This is a genomic window from Stutzerimonas balearica DSM 6083 (assembly GCF_000818015.1).
GTDB lineage: Bacteria > Pseudomonadota > Gammaproteobacteria > Pseudomonadales > Pseudomonadaceae > Stutzerimonas > Stutzerimonas balearica.
Genome location: NZ_CP007511.1, coordinates 4,028,892 through 4,043,008 on the forward strand (window position 1 = coordinate 4,028,892; position 14,117 = coordinate 4,043,008).

General features: G+C 64.6%; 17 protein-coding genes. 12 read left to right on the forward strand and 5 right to left on the reverse strand.

What is annotated here, in order from left to right; genetic code table 11:
• Window positions 1-32 precede the first annotated feature (32 nt).
• Together pilH and pilG are read right to left on the reverse strand one after the other, a co-directional pair.
• A complete protein-coding gene (gene pilH / locus CL52_RS18680) occupies window positions 33-398 on the reverse strand; it encodes a twitching motility response regulator PilH (protein WP_041108377.1) in 366 nt (121 codons plus the stop codon).
• Window positions 399-443: 45 nt separating this feature from the next.
• Window positions 444-851 (reverse strand): twitching motility response regulator PilG, encoded by a 408-nt coding sequence (gene pilG / locus CL52_RS18685; protein ID WP_003282729.1) that lies wholly within the window; start codon window positions 849-851, stop codon window positions 444-446.
• A 228-nt stretch (window positions 852-1,079) separates the two neighbouring features.
• On the opposite strand from pilG, the gene gshB reads away from it, so the two are divergent.
• The 7 genes from gshB to CL52_RS18720 all read left to right on the forward strand — a co-directional run bounded on the left by gshB (window position 1,080) and on the right by CL52_RS18720 (window position 6,893).
• Window positions 1,080-2,030: a glutathione synthase gene (gene gshB, locus CL52_RS18690; RefSeq protein WP_041108379.1), complete on the forward strand. Its 951-nt coding sequence runs from the start codon at window positions 1,080-1,082 to the stop codon at window positions 2,028-2,030.
• Between the two features lie 86 nt (window positions 2,031-2,116).
• Window positions 2,117-3,010 (forward strand): energy transducer TonB, encoded by an 894-nt coding sequence (locus CL52_RS18695; protein WP_043222397.1) that lies wholly within the window; start codon window positions 2,117-2,119, stop codon window positions 3,008-3,010.
• Between the two features lie 60 nt (window positions 3,011-3,070).
• Window positions 3,071-3,640, forward strand: a complete 570-nt coding sequence (locus CL52_RS18700) for a YqgE/AlgH family protein (protein WP_041108383.1) — start codon at window positions 3,071-3,073, stop codon at window positions 3,638-3,640.
• Window positions 3,637-4,068 (forward strand): Holliday junction resolvase RuvX, encoded by a 432-nt coding sequence (gene ruvX / locus CL52_RS18705; protein ID WP_041108385.1) that lies wholly within the window; start codon window positions 3,637-3,639, stop codon window positions 4,066-4,068. Before CL52_RS18700 ends, ruvX begins: the two co-directional genes overlap by 4 nt.
• Window positions 4,069-4,083: 15 nt before the next feature.
• On the forward strand, window positions 4,084-4,596 hold the full coding sequence (gene pyrR / locus CL52_RS18710; protein WP_043222401.1) for a bifunctional pyr operon transcriptional regulator/uracil phosphoribosyltransferase PyrR: 513 nt from the start codon (window positions 4,084-4,086) through the stop codon (window positions 4,594-4,596).
• Window positions 4,597-4,605: 9 nt separating this feature from the next.
• Complete coding sequence (locus CL52_RS18715) at window positions 4,606-5,628, forward strand: aspartate carbamoyltransferase catalytic subunit (protein ID WP_041108389.1); 1,023 nt, start codon at window positions 4,606-4,608, stop codon at window positions 5,626-5,628.
• Window positions 5,622-6,893, forward strand: coding sequence for a dihydroorotase (locus CL52_RS18720; RefSeq protein WP_043222405.1), 1,272 nt, complete (start codon window positions 5,622-5,624; stop codon window positions 6,891-6,893). Before CL52_RS18715 ends, CL52_RS18720 begins: the two co-directional genes overlap by 7 nt.
• Before the next feature lie 37 nt (window positions 6,894-6,930).
• Here the strand turns inward: CL52_RS18720 and CL52_RS18725 are convergent, their stop codons facing one another.
• Entirely contained in the window at window positions 6,931-7,332 is a 402-nt protein-coding gene (locus CL52_RS18725) for an NINE protein (protein WP_041108393.1), read from the reverse strand.
• A 96-nt stretch (window positions 7,333-7,428) separates the two neighbouring features.
• On the opposite strand from CL52_RS18725, the gene CL52_RS18730 reads away from it, so the two are divergent.
• Entirely contained in the window at window positions 7,429-8,640 is a 1,212-nt protein-coding gene (locus CL52_RS18730) for a putative DNA modification/repair radical SAM protein (protein ID WP_043222410.1), read from the forward strand.
• Entirely contained in the window at window positions 8,640-9,524 is an 885-nt protein-coding gene (locus CL52_RS18735) for a TIGR03915 family putative DNA repair protein (protein WP_043222413.1), read from the forward strand. The genes CL52_RS18730 and CL52_RS18735 overlap by 1 nt, the downstream gene beginning before the upstream one ends.
• Here the strand turns inward: CL52_RS18735 and CL52_RS18740 are convergent.
• Both CL52_RS18740 and pilT read right to left on the reverse strand, forming a co-directional pair.
• Entirely contained in the window at window positions 9,490-10,635 is a 1,146-nt protein-coding gene (locus tag CL52_RS18740; RefSeq protein WP_041108398.1) for a PilT/PilU family type 4a pilus ATPase, read from the reverse strand. The genes CL52_RS18735 and CL52_RS18740 overlap by 35 nt on opposite strands.
• A gap of 76 nt (window positions 10,636-10,711) precedes the next feature.
• Entirely contained in the window at window positions 10,712-11,746 is a 1,035-nt protein-coding gene (gene pilT, locus CL52_RS18745; protein ID WP_043222415.1) for a type IV pilus twitching motility protein PilT, read from the reverse strand.
• Between the two features lie 65 nt (window positions 11,747-11,811).
• On the opposite strand from pilT, the gene CL52_RS18750 reads away from it, so the two are divergent.
• Genes CL52_RS18750 through CL52_RS18760 form a run of 3 tightly spaced genes read left to right on the forward strand, consistent with a single transcriptional unit; the run spans window position 11,812 to window position 13,954 of the window.
• Complete coding sequence (locus tag CL52_RS18750; RefSeq protein ID WP_041108402.1) at window positions 11,812-12,501, forward strand: YggS family pyridoxal phosphate-dependent enzyme; 690 nt, start codon at window positions 11,812-11,814, stop codon at window positions 12,499-12,501.
• A 19-nt stretch (window positions 12,502-12,520) separates the two neighbouring features.
• Complete coding sequence (gene proC, locus CL52_RS18755) at window positions 12,521-13,354, forward strand: pyrroline-5-carboxylate reductase (protein WP_041108404.1); 834 nt, start codon at window positions 12,521-12,523, stop codon at window positions 13,352-13,354.
• 9 nt (window positions 13,355-13,363) lie between these two features.
• Window positions 13,364-13,954, forward strand: coding sequence for a YggT family protein (locus CL52_RS18760; RefSeq protein WP_043222418.1), 591 nt, complete (start codon window positions 13,364-13,366; stop codon window positions 13,952-13,954).
• The last annotated feature ends 163 nt before the right edge of the window (window positions 13,955-14,117 follow it).

Genomic DNA, 14,117 nt, shown 5'->3' on the forward strand with positions numbered 1-14,117 from the left:
ACCGGCCATTCCCTTGTCCGCGTGCGCGATGCTTAGCCCGCCAGCACGGCGTTCAGGGTCTTGAGCAGGGTTGCCTCGTCCACCGGTTTGGTCAGGTAATCCTTGGCCCCCTGGCGCTTGCCCCAGACCTTATCGGTTTCCTGATCCTTGGTGGTGACGATGATCACAGGAATGTGACTGGTTTCCGCATCCTTGGTCAGCTGGCGCGTGGCCTGAAAGCCGTTGAGCCCCGGCATCACGATATCCATCAGAACCGCATCGGGCTTTTCCTGCCGCGCGAGGGCCACGCCGTCGGCGCCGTTCTCGGCCTTGAGCACTACGTGGCCATGCTTCTCGAGCATCGCAGCCAGCTTGTACATTTCGGTCGGCGAGTCATCAACAATAAGAACGCGGGCCATGTTATCTCCGTTACAAAGGCTTCAGCGGCAAGTCTATGCCAAGGTTCAGGATGCCTGCTCCACTGGCGCGAAGTCCGGCACATGGGCCTTGATCGCACCGAGCAGCTCTTCTTTGCTGAACGGCTTGGTCAGATACTGATCAGACCCGACGATCCGCCCCTTGGCCTTGTCGAACAGCCCGTCCTTGGACGAGAGCATGATGACCGGCGTCGACTTGAAGGAACTGTTGTTCTTGATGAGCGCACAGGTCTGATAGCCATCCAGCCTGGGCATCATAATGTCTACGAAGATGATGCGGGGGTGGGTATCGGCGATCTTGGCCAATGCATCGAATCCATCCACCGCGGTGATGACGTCGCACCCTACCTTTTTCAGCAGGGTTTCAGCGGTCCGACGAATCGTTTTCGAATCGTCGATCACCATGACCTTCAAGCCCTCGGAGTGCTGTTCCATTTCGCCCTACCATCGCCTCGGTGAATCAATCTTCGTTCGTTCTTCGCGCAGTGCGAGCCGCCGCATGCTGGGGCATCGGCACGAGCGCAAGCCTTTGTAGCACAGTCGATTGACGGCATGCCATCGACGCCGCAAGTGGCTGTTTTTTCCTTGACCCAGTGCTCAACCGACGCCAATCTGCCGCGGTCGAACCCAGGCACAAACCTGCCAACCGCCGGAGCAACGCACATGACCATTCGCGTCGGAATCATCATGGACCCCATCGCGCAGATCTCCTTCAAGAAGGACAGCTCGCTTGCCATGCTGCTTGCCGCACAGGCGCGCGGTTGGTCACTGCACTATATGGAGCAGCGCGACCTCTACCAGCTGCAGAGCCAGGCGCGCGCGCGGATGTGTTCGCTCAGGGTGTTCAATGATTCGCAGCGCTGGTTCGAGCTGGGTGAGGAAATCGACGCGCCGCTCGCCGAGCTGGACGTCATCCTCATGCGCAAGGACCCACCGTTCAACAGCGAGTACGTTTACGCTACCTACTTACTCGAACTCGCTGAAAAGGCCGGCACGCTGGTAGTCAATCGTCCGCAGAGCCTGCGCGACTGCAACGAAAAGTTCTTTGCCACCCAATTCCCACAGTGCACCCCGCCGACGCTGGTCAGCCGGCGCTCGGACATTCTGCGTCAGTTCGCCGCGGAGCATCGTGACATCATTCTCAAACCCTTGGACGAGATGGGCGGCGCATCGATCTTCCGTCATCGCGAGGGCGACCCGAACCTCTCGGTAATGCTCGAGGTACTGACCGAGCACGGCAGCCGGCAGATCATGGCGCAGCGCTACATCCCTGCGATCAAGGACGGCGACAAGCGCATCCTCATGATCGACGGTGAACCGGTGCCTTACTGCCTGGCGCGCATCCCAGCGGCTGGGGAAACGCGGGGCAACCTGGCGGCCGGCGGACGCGGCGTGGCGCAGCCGCTTTCCGAACGCGACCGCGAGATCGCGTCGATCGTAGGACCGGAACTACGCGCACGCGGGCTGCTGTTCGTCGGCCTGGACGTGATTGGCGATTACCTGACCGAAATCAACATCACCAGTCCGACCTGTATCCGCGAGATCGATAATGCCTTCGATACGCGAATCGGTGAGCGGCTCATGGATGTCATCGCAGCCAGACTGCAAGCTTGAACCAGCTAACAGCTTTGAGCGCCGCGCTTGCAGCCTGAAGCCCAAAGCCGGCAGACTGCGCCGCACTTCGAACCGACCCCATAGCGATGAACGCAGCAGCCCGTCAGCCCACCCCCCAACCTTCTCAGGTGCGCCCTGCGGATCGTCTGGGCTTCACCTTGTTTGTCGCAACGGTATTGCATGTGGCGCTGATCCTCGGGCTCGGCTTTTCACTGAGCGAGCCGCGCTCGATCAGCAAGACGCTGGAAATCACGCTGTCCACGTTTCGCAGCGAGAAGCAGCCCGAACAGGCCGACTTCCTCGCACAGGACAACCAGCAGGGCAGCGGTACGCTGGAGCACAAGGCAGCGCCCAAAACGACCGAGCAGGCGCCATTTCACGACACCGAGGTGCGCAAGGTGTCACCGCCGGCCACTCCGCCCCGCTCGGTGCGCCAGGAAGCGCCCAAGGCTGCAGTCGCGACGCGCGCGCCACAGCCGGACAAGACACCGGTCAAGCGCCAGGAAAAACCCCAGCCCGAACCTCAACCGACGCCGGCTTTCGACTCCTCACAACTGAGCGCCGAGATTGCCAGCCTCGAGGCCGAGCTTGCGCAAGACATCGAGCGCTATGCCAAGCGCCCGCGGGTGAACCGTCAGAACAGCGCGGCAACCATGCGCGACATCAGCGCCTGGTATCGCGACGAGTGGCGTAAAAAGGTCGAGCGCATCGGCAACCTCAACTATCCGGACGAAGCCCGGCGCCAGCGCATCTACGGCAGCCTGCGGCTGCTCGTGACGATCAATCGTGACGGCACGGTACAGGAACTGCGCGTCATCGAATCGTCAGGACAAAAGCTGCTGGACGACGCCGCCATGCGCATCGTTCGGCTCGCGGCCCCCTTCGCGCCGTTCAGCGGCGAGCTGGCGAAGAAGTTCGATCAGGTGGAAATCATCCGGACCTGGCGTTTCGAACGCGGCGACCGCCTCTCCAGCCGCTGACCCGGGTCGGTTCGCACCACCCAGTAGCCGGCCGCCCGCCCAGCGCTTAAGCTAGCCGGCATGAAGAACACCGCGCCAAGCTACCTCAAGCATCAATTCCTGATGGCCATGCCACACATGGCCGACCCCAACTTTGCCCAGAAGCTGATCTATGTCGTCGAGCACGGCCCGGAAGGCGCGATGGGGCTGGTGGTCAACGACCCGAGCGGCCTGAATCTGGCGGACGTTCTCGAGCAACTGCGCCCGGACGAGCCTTGCCCGATCATCTGCCAGAGCCTGCCGGTGTTTGCCGGTGGCCCGGTCCAGACCGATCGCGGCTTCGTGCTGCATCCGGGCAGCCACAGCTATCAGGCCACCCTTGCACTGGGCGAGCTGGCCATGACCACGTCGCAGGATGTGTTGTTCGCTATCGCCGACGGCCACGGCCCACAGCACTACCTGGTCGCCCTCGGCTACGCCGGCTGGGATGCCGGCCAGCTCGAAGCGGAGTTGGCCGACAATACCTGGCTCAGCTGTCCGGTTCGGCACGACATCCTCTTCCAGCTGCCGCACGAACAGCGCCTGAAGGCCGCGGCCGCCAGCCTCGGCATCGATCTCGCCTTGCTCAGCAGCCAGGCGGGCCATGCATGAGCGCGCCGCGACTGCTACTCGGCTTCGACTACGGTACCAAACAGATCGGCGTAGCCGTCGGCCAGGCCGTCACCGGCCAGGCGCGCGAACTCTGTGTCCTGAAGGCGCAGAACGGCGTGCCGGACTGGGACCAGGTCGCCAGGCTGGTCAGCGAGTGGCAGCCCGATGCGATCGTCGTCGGCCTGCCACTGAACATGGACGGAACGCCCAGCGAAATGAGCGAGCGCGCGCTCAGATTTGCCCGCCGGCTGCAGGGTCGCTTCAACCTGCCCGTGCACACTCACGACGAGCGCCTCACCACATTCGAGGCCAAGGGCCAGCGCCTGCACCAGGGCCAGCGTGGCGGCTACCGCGAGCGCCCGGTGGATGCGCTGGCTGCCGCACTGCTTTTGGAAGGCTGGCTTGACCAGCACGGCCAGCATGACTGATTTCAAGGAGACCGCATGAACCTGCCCAACCCCGACCAGCTGCTGCCACAAATGGCCGCGGCACTGGACGATCATCTGTCGCGCCGCGGTATCGCCGAACCACGCTTCGTCGGCATTCGCACCGGTGGCGTCTGGGTCGCCCAGGCGCTGCTAGCCGCCGGCGGCCGGGAAACGGCCCTGGGCATCCTCGATGTCTCCTTCTATCGCGACGATTTCACGCAGAACGGACTGCACCCGCAGGTGCGCCCGTCGGAACTGCCATTCGAGATCGAGGGGCAACATCTGGTACTGGTCGATGATGTGCTGATGACCGGCCGTACTATTCGTGCCGCGCTGAACGAACTGTTCGATTACGGCCGCCCCGCCAGTGTCACCCTGGTCTGCCTGCTCGACCTCGATGCACGCGAACTGCCGATCCGGCCCGATGTGGTGGGTGCAACGCTGTCGCTGCCCGCTGACCAGCGGGTAAAATTGCTCGGCCCTGCGCCACTCGCACTCGAATTCCAGACGCTCGACGCCGCCAACTGAGATCCCGCGATGATGCCTACCGCTGCCAAGCGCCCGCTGCAGCTGAACGACAACGGACAGCTGCGCCACTTCCTCTCGCTGGACGGTCTGTCCCGCGAACTGCTCACCGAAATCCTCGATACGGCCGATTCCTTTCTCGAAGTCGGCGCACGGGCCGTCAAGAAGGTTCCGCTGTTGCGCGGCAAGACGGTGTGCAACGTGTTCTTCGAGAATTCGACGCGCACCCGCACAACCTTCGAGCTGGCCGCCCAGCGCCTGTCAGCCGACGTCATTACCCTGAACGTTTCGACATCCTCGACGAGCAAGGGTGAAACGCTGACCGACACCTTGCGTAACCTGGAGGCCATGGCCGCCGACATGTTCGTAGTGCGGCACGCCGAGTCGGGCGCGGCACATTTCATCGCCGAACATGTCAGCCCCAACGTGGCGGTGATCAATGGCGGCGATGGCCGCCATGCGCACCCGACCCAGGGCATGCTCGACATGCTGACCATCCGCCGACACAAAGGCAGCTTCGAAAACCTTTCGGTCGCGATCGTCGGCGACATCCTGCATTCGCGGGTGGCGCGCTCGAACATGCTGGCCCTGCGCACCCTGGGTTGCCCCGACATCCGCGTCATTGGCCCGCGCACCCTGCTGCCCGAAGGGCTCGAGCAGTATGGGGTGCGAGTGTTCAACGATATGAACGAGGGCCTGCGCGACGTCGACGTGATCATCATGCTGCGGCTGCAGCGCGAACGCATGCAGGGCGGGCTGCTGCCGAGCGAAGGTGAGTTCTACCGCCTCTACGGCCTGACCACTGCGCGTCTTGCCCTGGCCAGACCCGATGCCATCGTCATGCACCCTGGACCGATCAACCGCGGTGTCGAGATCGAATCCGCCGTCGCCGACGGCCCGCAATCGGTGATCCTCAACCAGGTCACCTACGGCATCGCCATTCGCATGGCCGTCCTGTCCATGGCGATGAGCGGCCAGACCGCCCAGCGCCAGCTCGAATCCGAACATCTCACCGAGGAGCAGACCCGATGCTGACGAGCATCCTCGGCGCGCGCGTCATCGACCCGGCCAGCGGGCGGGACGAGATCGCCGACATCCATGTGGAAAACGGCCGCATCGCCGCCATCGGCACCGCACCGGCAGGCTTTGCCGCCGAGCAGCGCATCGAAGCTGGCGGACTGGTCGCCACGGCGGGCCTGGTGGATCTGTCAGTGGCGCTCCGTGAACCGGGCTACAGCCGCAAAGGCAGCATTGCCAGCGAAACCCTGGCGGCCGCAGCCGGCGGCGTGACCAGCCTGTGCTGCCCGCCGGACACCAAGCCGGTACTCGACACTACCGCGGTTGCCGAACTCATTCTCGACCGGGCCCGCGAGTCCGGCCATGCGAAGGTGTTCCCCATCGGCGCCCTGACTCGCAACCTGGCCGGCGAACAGCTGGCCGAGCTGGTCGCGCTGCGCGACGCCGGCTGCGTCGCCTTCGGCAACGGGCTGACCGAGTTTGGCAGCACGCGTAACCTGCGCCGGGCGCTGGAGTACGCCGCGACGTTCGACCTGACGGTGGTCATTCACTCGCAGGATCGCGACCTGGCCGCCGGCGGCCTCGCTCACGAGGGCCCGGCCGCCAGCTTCCTTGGCCTGGCCGGGATTCCCGAGACGGCCGAAACGGTTGCCCTGGCGCGCAACCTGCTCCTGGTCGAGCGCGCCGGCGTGCGCGCGCATTTCACCCAGCTGACCAGCGCCCGCGGCGCGCAGATGATTGCCGACGCCCAGGCCCGCGGCCTGCCGGTAACGGCCGACGTCGCCCTCTACCAACTGATTCTCACCGACGAAGCGCTGCACGGTTTTTCCAGCCTGTATCACGTGCAACCGCCGCTGCGCAGCCTGGCCGACCGCGACGGCTTGCGCGAGGCAGTGCGCGCGGGCGTGATCGGCGCCATCGCCAGTCACCACCAGCCGCACGAGGCCGATGCCAAACTGGCACCGTTCGGTGAAACCGAACCTGGCATCAGTGGCGTGGAAATCCAGCTGCCACTGGCCCTGACGCTTGTGCAGGACGGCCTGCTCGACCTGCCGACCCTACTGGCCCGGCTGGCGTCCGGCCCGGCACAGGCCCTCGGGCTGCCGGTAGGCCGGTTGGCGGTAGGCGAAGCCGCGGACCTGACGCTGTTCGACCCTAACGCCTCGACCCTGGTCGGCGAGCGCTGGCTATCGAAGGGGCGCAACAGCCCCTTCCTCGGACATTGCCTGCCCGGCGCGGTGCGCTACACGCTGGTCGACGGCAAGCTCGTCTACCAGGCGTGACGCAAAAGGCCGGAGCCCGCTCCGGCCTTTGCTTTTTTCAGAGCCCGCGACGCTCGGCGTTGCGCACGGAAATCTGGTCGTTCAGCGTCCAGAAGTCGTAGAGCACCCCGATAAAGAACAGGCCGCCGGTGAACAGGTAGAGGATGCCGGTGATCCACTTGCCCTGATACAGACGGTGCACGCCAAATACGCCGAGAAAGGTCAGCAGAATCCAGGCGATGTTGTAGTCGATCGGACCGGCCTGAAAGCGCAGATCTGCCTCGCGGTCCATCGAGGGAATCAGGAACAGGTCGATGATCCAGCCAACGAAGAACAGGCCGAGCGTGAAGAACCAGATGGTGCCGGTAACCGGCTTGCCGTAATAGAAGCGATGCGAGCCGAGAAAGCCGAAGATCCATAGCAGGTAGCCAATGACCTTGCTGTGGGTGTCCTGATACATGAGTTCTCCCCCTTCGTTGCCGACCGTTCGCCGGCCGGAGTTGTAAGGCTCGCGCAGCGTGATACTGTACGCATAAACAGTATCACGTGCCCCGCCATGCAATTGATCGAAAAGCTCAGCATTCTTGCCGATGCTGCCAAGTATGACGCGTCCTGTGCCAGCAGCGGCGCCCCCAAGCGTAGCTCGAGAGGGCGCAACGGCCTGGGTTCGACCAGCGGCATGGGCATCTGCCACAGTTTCACGCCCGACGGCCGCTGCGTCTCACTGCTCAAGGTCCTGCTGACCAACTTCTGCCTCTACGACTGCCAGTACTGCATCAATCGCCGCTCCAGCGACGTGCCGCGAGCGCGCTTCGCGCCGGAGGAGGTGGTCCGCCTGACGCTCGACTTCTATCGGCGCAACCTGGTCAGCGGGCTGTTTCTCAGTTCCGGCATCATCCGCTCGGCCGATTACACCATGGAGCAGCTCAATCGCGTGGCCCGGCTGCTGCGCGAGGAGCACGCCTTTCGCGGCTACATTCACCTAAAGACCATTCCCGATGCCGATCCGCTACTGATCGAGGAAGCCGGCCGCTACGCCGATCGCCTGAGCGTGAATATCGAGCTGCCCACCGATCAGAGCCTGTCACGCCTGGCACCGGAGAAGCAGGCTGGCAGCATTCGCCTGGCCATGAAGGTGATTCACGAGGGTGCACATCAGGCGCAAGCCGAACACAGGGCGGCCAGCTTCGCGCCAGCCGGGCAAAGCACGCAGATGATCGTCGGTGCCGACGCGACCGATGATCGGACCATCCTGCGTACCGCCGAGACCCTTTATGGCGCCTATCGTCTCAAGCGCGTCTACTATTCGGCCTTCAGCCCCATTCCGCAAAGCCCGCGCTCGGTACCGCAGCAACCGCCGCCGCTGCTGCGCGAGCATCGTCTCTACCAGGCGGATTTTCTGCTGCGCGGCTACGGATTCAAGAGCGAGGAGCTACTACCGAAAGCTGGCGACCTGGCTTTGGATATTGACCCCAAGCTGGCCTGGGCGCTGGCCAACCGGGCACTCTTTCCACTGGACCTGAACCGTGCCGAGCCTGCGCTGATAGCGCGGGTACCGGGGATTGGGGTCCTCAACGCCCGGCGGCTGGTCGAACTGCGCCGCGAGCGGCGACTGCGCTACGCCGACCTGCAGCGTTTGCGCTGTGCCGTGGAAAAAGCGGCCCCCTTCATCATCACCCAGGACTACCGGCCGCAGCAGGCCACGCTCGAATCGGCCGTCCTGCGTCAGCGCCTGCGCGATCACTCGACCCAACTGGAGCTGTGGTGATGCAGCCGATCCGCTTCGACGGCACCTTCGAGGCGTGGCGTCTGCAAGCCCGCCACTGCCTGCTGGCAGGCCTAGCGCCATCCGAAGTCGTCTGGCTGGACGCTACCACCGACCAGACCGAGCTCTTCAGCGCGGCGACGGATTTACCCCCAACCGAGCCGGCAGGCTCGCTCCGCATACCGCGCGAACTCCCCGCCCTGCTCCAGCTCGCCGCCCGTTTTCGCAGCGAGGATCGCTGGAGCCTGCTCTACCGAGTACTCTGGCGTGCCAGCCGGGGCGACCGCTGCGCGATGCTCGCCGGCGACCGCGACGGCAGCCTGTTGCAGCGGCGGGTAAAGGCGGTGCAGCGCGAGCTCCACCATCTACATGCCTTCGTTCGCTTCCGCCCCCTGGGCGAGCCGGCCGAGCACTTCGTGGCCTGGCACGAGCCGGCACATGATGTGCTCGACCTGGCGATCGAGCATTTCGCCAATCGCATGGGCGGGACGCCCTGGATGATTGCAACGCCACAGGCTGCCGCCCTCTGGAACGGTCGCCAGGCCGCGCTGATCAGCCCCTGCCCGCCCACCTGGCAGGCGCTCGCGCGCACCACGGCGGATCCGGACGAGGCGCTCTGGCAGACCTATTACCGCAGCGTCTTCAACCCGGCGCGGGTCAACCGCGAGGCTCTGCTCAAGGGTCTGCCGGCGCGGTTCTGGAAGGACCTCCCCGAAGGCACTGCCATCTGCGAACTGCTGATCGACGCACGTAACGGTGACCGACGCACCGGCCAGGCGGCGGCTCTGGTAGGACGCGCCGGCCGGCGCATCGGCCGGGAAGCGCCCGGCGTTGCGTCGAGCCGGCCCGGCATCAGCGCATCCGGAAGCCCGGATCGTCGTCACTGACTTCCAGGCGCAGCCCCTGGGACACGCTGGTGAGGTGCTCGCTGTCGGTTTCCGAGCCCAGCTTGATCATCAGGCGCAGGTCGTTGGCCGAATCGGCATGAGCCAAGGCGTCCTCGTAGGTGATCTCGCCTTGCACATAGAGGTTGTAGAGCGCCTGATCGAAGGTCTGCATGCCTTGCTCGGTGGATCGCTTCATCAGCCCCTTGAGCTCATGTACCTCGCCTTTGCGGATCAGGTCGGCGGCCAGCGGGGTGTTGATCAGCACCTCGATCACCGCTCGCCGCCCCTTGCCGTCGGGTGTCGGCACCAGCTGCTGGGCGACGATGGCCTTGAGGTTCAGCGACAGGTCCATCCATACCTGCTGCTGCCGATCAGCCGGGAAGAAGTTGATGATGCGGTCCAGCGCCTGGTTGGCGTTGTTGGCATGCAGCGTGGCCAGGCACAAGTGGCCGGTCTCGGCGAACGCCACGGCATAATCCATCGTCTCGCGGGTCCGCACTTCGCCGATGAGGATGACGTCAGGCGCCTGGCGCAGGGTGTTCTTCAGCGCCACCTCGAACGACTCCGTATCGATGCCCACCTCGCGCTGAGTCACGATGCAGCTCTGGTGCTGGTGGATGAATTCGATCGGGTCTTCGATGGAGATGATGTGGCCACTGGTGTTCTTGTTGCGGTAGCCAATCATTGCCGCCAGCGACGTGGATTTGCCAGTACCGGTCGCCCCGACGAACAGCACCAGCCCCCGCTTGGTCAGCGCCAGCTTCTTCAACACGTCGGGCAGTTTGAGGTCTTCGAGCGTGGGGATGTTGGTCTCGATCCGCCGCAGGACCATGCCGGCGAGGTTGCGCTGGTAGAACGCACTGACCCGGAAACGCCCGATCCCCCGAGCGCTGATGGCGAAGTTGCACTCGTGGTTCTCGGTGAACTCGCGACGCTGCTGCTCGTTCATCACCCCATGCACGGTTTCGCGGGTCATCTCCGGCGACATCGGCGTCTTGCTGACCGGCATGATCTTGCCGTTGACCTTCATCGACGGCGGCACGCCGGCCGTGATGAACAGGTCGGAGCCGCCCTTCTCCACCATCAGGCGCAACAGTTTCTCGAATTCCATTTGGCTGACTCGCAATCGTCTGGCGAAGCCGCGTCATGCGGCACTTGGCGACCGGGCGGCAGGGCCGCCGGGCCGATCAGATATTTTCCGGGGTCTTGGCTTTCTCGCGGGCGCTCTCGCGGCTGATCAGGCCCTTGGCGACCAGCCCCTTGAGGCACATGTCGAGCGTCTGCATGCCCAGCGCACCGCCGGTCTGGATGGCCGAATACATCTGCGCCACCTTGTCTTCGCGGATCAGATTACGAATCGCCGGGGTGCCGATCATGATCTCGTGAGCCGCAACCCGACCGCCTCCGATCTTCTTCAGCAGTGTCTGCGAAATCACTGCCTGCAGCGATTCGGAGAGCATCGAGCGGACCATGGCCTTTTCCTCGGCCGGGAACACGTCGACCACACGGTCGATGGTCTTGGCCGCCGAGGTGGTGTGCAGGGTCCCGAATACCAGGTGTCCGGTTTCGGCGGCTGTCAGCGCCAGCCGGATGGTTTCCAGATCGCGCATCTCGCCGACGAGGATGATGTCCGGGTCCTCACGCAGTGCGGAACGCAGCGCCTCGGAAAAACCCAGGGTGTCGCGATGGACCTCGCGCTGGTTGACCAGACACTTCTTCGACTCATGGACGAATTCGATCGGGTCTTCGATGGTGAGGATATGGTGGTACTTGGTGTTGTTGAGGTAGTCGAGCATCGCCGCCAAGGTGGTCGACTTACCCGAGCCGGTCGGGCCGGTAACCAGCACCAGGCCACGCGGCACGTCGGTGATCTTGCGGAACACCTCGCCCATTCCCAGGTCTTCCATGGTCAGCACCTTGGACGGAATGGTCCGGAATACCGCACCGGCGCCGCGGTTCTGGTTGAACGCGTTGACCCGGAAACGCGCCACGCCGGGGACCTCGAACGAGAAGTCGGTTTCGAGAAACTCCTCGAAATCCTTGCGCTGCTTGTCGTTCATAATGTCGTAGATCAGCGCATGCACCTGCTTGTGGTCCATCGCCGGCAGGTTGATCCTGCGCACGTCGCCGTCGACGCGAATCATCGGCGGCAGGCCGGCGGAAAGGTGCAGGTCCGATGCACCCTGCTTGGCGCTGAACGCCAGCAGCTCAGTGATATCCATGGGACTCCCCAATTACAGGCAAGCGGGTAGAATGCCGCGCAGACCCTAGGCGGCGGGCGCAGGTAATGTCCACGATAGCGAACAATATTGCAAAGGTCGCAGCACGCATCCGTGAGGCGGCTCAAGCTGCGGGTCGAACCCCGTCAGCAGTCGGTCTGCTGGCCGTGAGCAAGACCCAGCCGGCGGCCGCGATCCGCGAAGCCTTCGCCGCCGGCGTGGGCGATTTCGGCGAGAACTACCTGCAGGAAGCACTCGACAAGCAGGCGCAACTCGGCGACCTGGCGCTGACCTGGCATTTCATCGGGCCCATCCAGTCGAACAAGACCAAACCCATCGCCGAGCATTTCGACTGGGTGCATTCGGTGGACCGTCTTAAGATCGCCCAGCGCCTCTCGGCTCAGCGTCCAGCGCACCTGCCGCCACTTAACCTCTGCCTGCAGGTCAACGTCAGTGGCGAGGCCAGCAAATCCGGCTGTGCGCCCGAAGACGTCACGGCACTGGCCGAATCGGTCGCGGCTTTGCCGAACCTGCGTTTGCGCGGCCTGATGTGCATTCCCGCACCCACTGACGATCCTCAGGAACAACGCGCAGCCTTTGCCCGCCTGCGTCACTTGAAGGACTCGCTCGACCTGCCGCTCGATACGCTTTCGATGGGCATGAGCCAGGATCTGGAAGCCGCGATCGCCGAAGGCGCGACCTGGGTCCGCATCGGCACGGCACTGTTCGGCGCCCGTGATTACGGGCGCCCTGCCTGAATAGACCAAAGGAGTTCCCGTGAGCAATCCCCGCATCACCTTCATCGGTGCCGGCAACATGGCTGCCAGCCTCATTGGCGGCCTGCGCGGCCAGGGCATCGCCGCCGAATCCATCCGTGCCAGCGACCCGGGCAGCGAGCAGCGTGCGCGCCTGGCAACCGAGCACGGTATCGAGGTCTTCGCCGACAATGCACAGGCGCTCGCCGGCGCCGAGGTGGTGGTGCTGGCGGTCAAACCCCAGGTGATGCAGACGGTCTGCCGAGAGCTGGCCGCACACCTGGGGGCGGAGGCGCTGATCGTCTCCATCGCCGCCGGCATCAGCTGCGCCAGCCTCGAACGCTGGCTTGGCGAGGGCGCCCGCGGGCCGCGCCCGATCGTTCGCTGCATGCCCAACACACCTTCGCTGTTGCGCCAGGGCGTCAGCGGCCTGTACGCCAACGCCCAGGTCAGCAGCGCGCAGAAGCAGCAGGCCGAGCAGCTGCTCAGCGCAGTGGGCCTGGCCCTGTGGCTACAAGACGAGGGACTGATCGACGCGGTGACCGCAGTTTCCGGCAGTGGCCCGGCCTACTTCTTCCTGCTGATGGAAGCCATGACGGCAGCTGGCGAGCGCCTCGGCCTGCCACGCGAGACAGCTGCGCAGCTGACTGCCCACACGGCCTTGGGCGCGGCCCGCATGGCGTGCGAAAGCGACGTCGAACCCAGCGAGCTGCGCCGCCGGGTAACCTCGCCGAACGGAACCACCGAGGCGGCGATCAAAGCCTTCCAGGCCGGCGGCTTCGAGCAGCTGGTGCAGCAGGCCCTGGACGCCGCCGCCAAGCGCTCGGCCGAACTGGCCGAACAACTGGGCCAATAAGGAGCATTCATGTCCCAACTCTCGCAAGCCCTGATTCTTGTCGTGCAGACGCTCGGCAGCCTGTACCTGCTGATCGTACTGCTGCGTTTCATCCTGCAGCTGGCGCGCGCCGACTTCTACAACCCGCTCAGCCAGTTCATCGTCCGCGCCACGCACCCGCTGCTGCGCCCGATGCGCCGGGTCATTCCCAGCATCGGCAGTCTCGACCTGTCATCGCTGATTCTCGCGCTGCTGGTGCAAATGGTACTGATGGGCCTGATCCTGCTGATCGCCTACGGCACCACCGGCAACCCGGTGCTGCTGCTGATCTGGGCACTGGTCGGCATCACCGGCCTGTTTCTCAACATCTTCTTCTGGGCTCTGCTGATCAGCGTGATCCTGTCCTGGGTCGCCCCACAGAGCCACAACCCGGCCGCCGAGCTGATCAACCAGTTGTGCGAGCCGGTCCTGGCACCTTTCCGGCGCTTGCTGCCAAGCATGGGCGGCCTGGACATCTCGCCGATCTTCGCGTTTCTCGCGATCAAGCTGCTGGACATGCTGGTGGTGGGCAACCTGGCGACCATGACGCACATGCCCAACATCCTGCGCACGCTGATCTGAGAACCGTTTCAAGCTCTGATCATCGACCGCTCGCCGGGCGGGCCTGCGCGGTTTGCAGCTCCGCCGGCCCGCTCTAGACTAGCCTGGCCATCGGCTGCGGCCGGGCCTCGCAGCGGGCGCGCGGCCTGGCGAACAGAATCGCCACCGCGCGAGCCACTCCGTT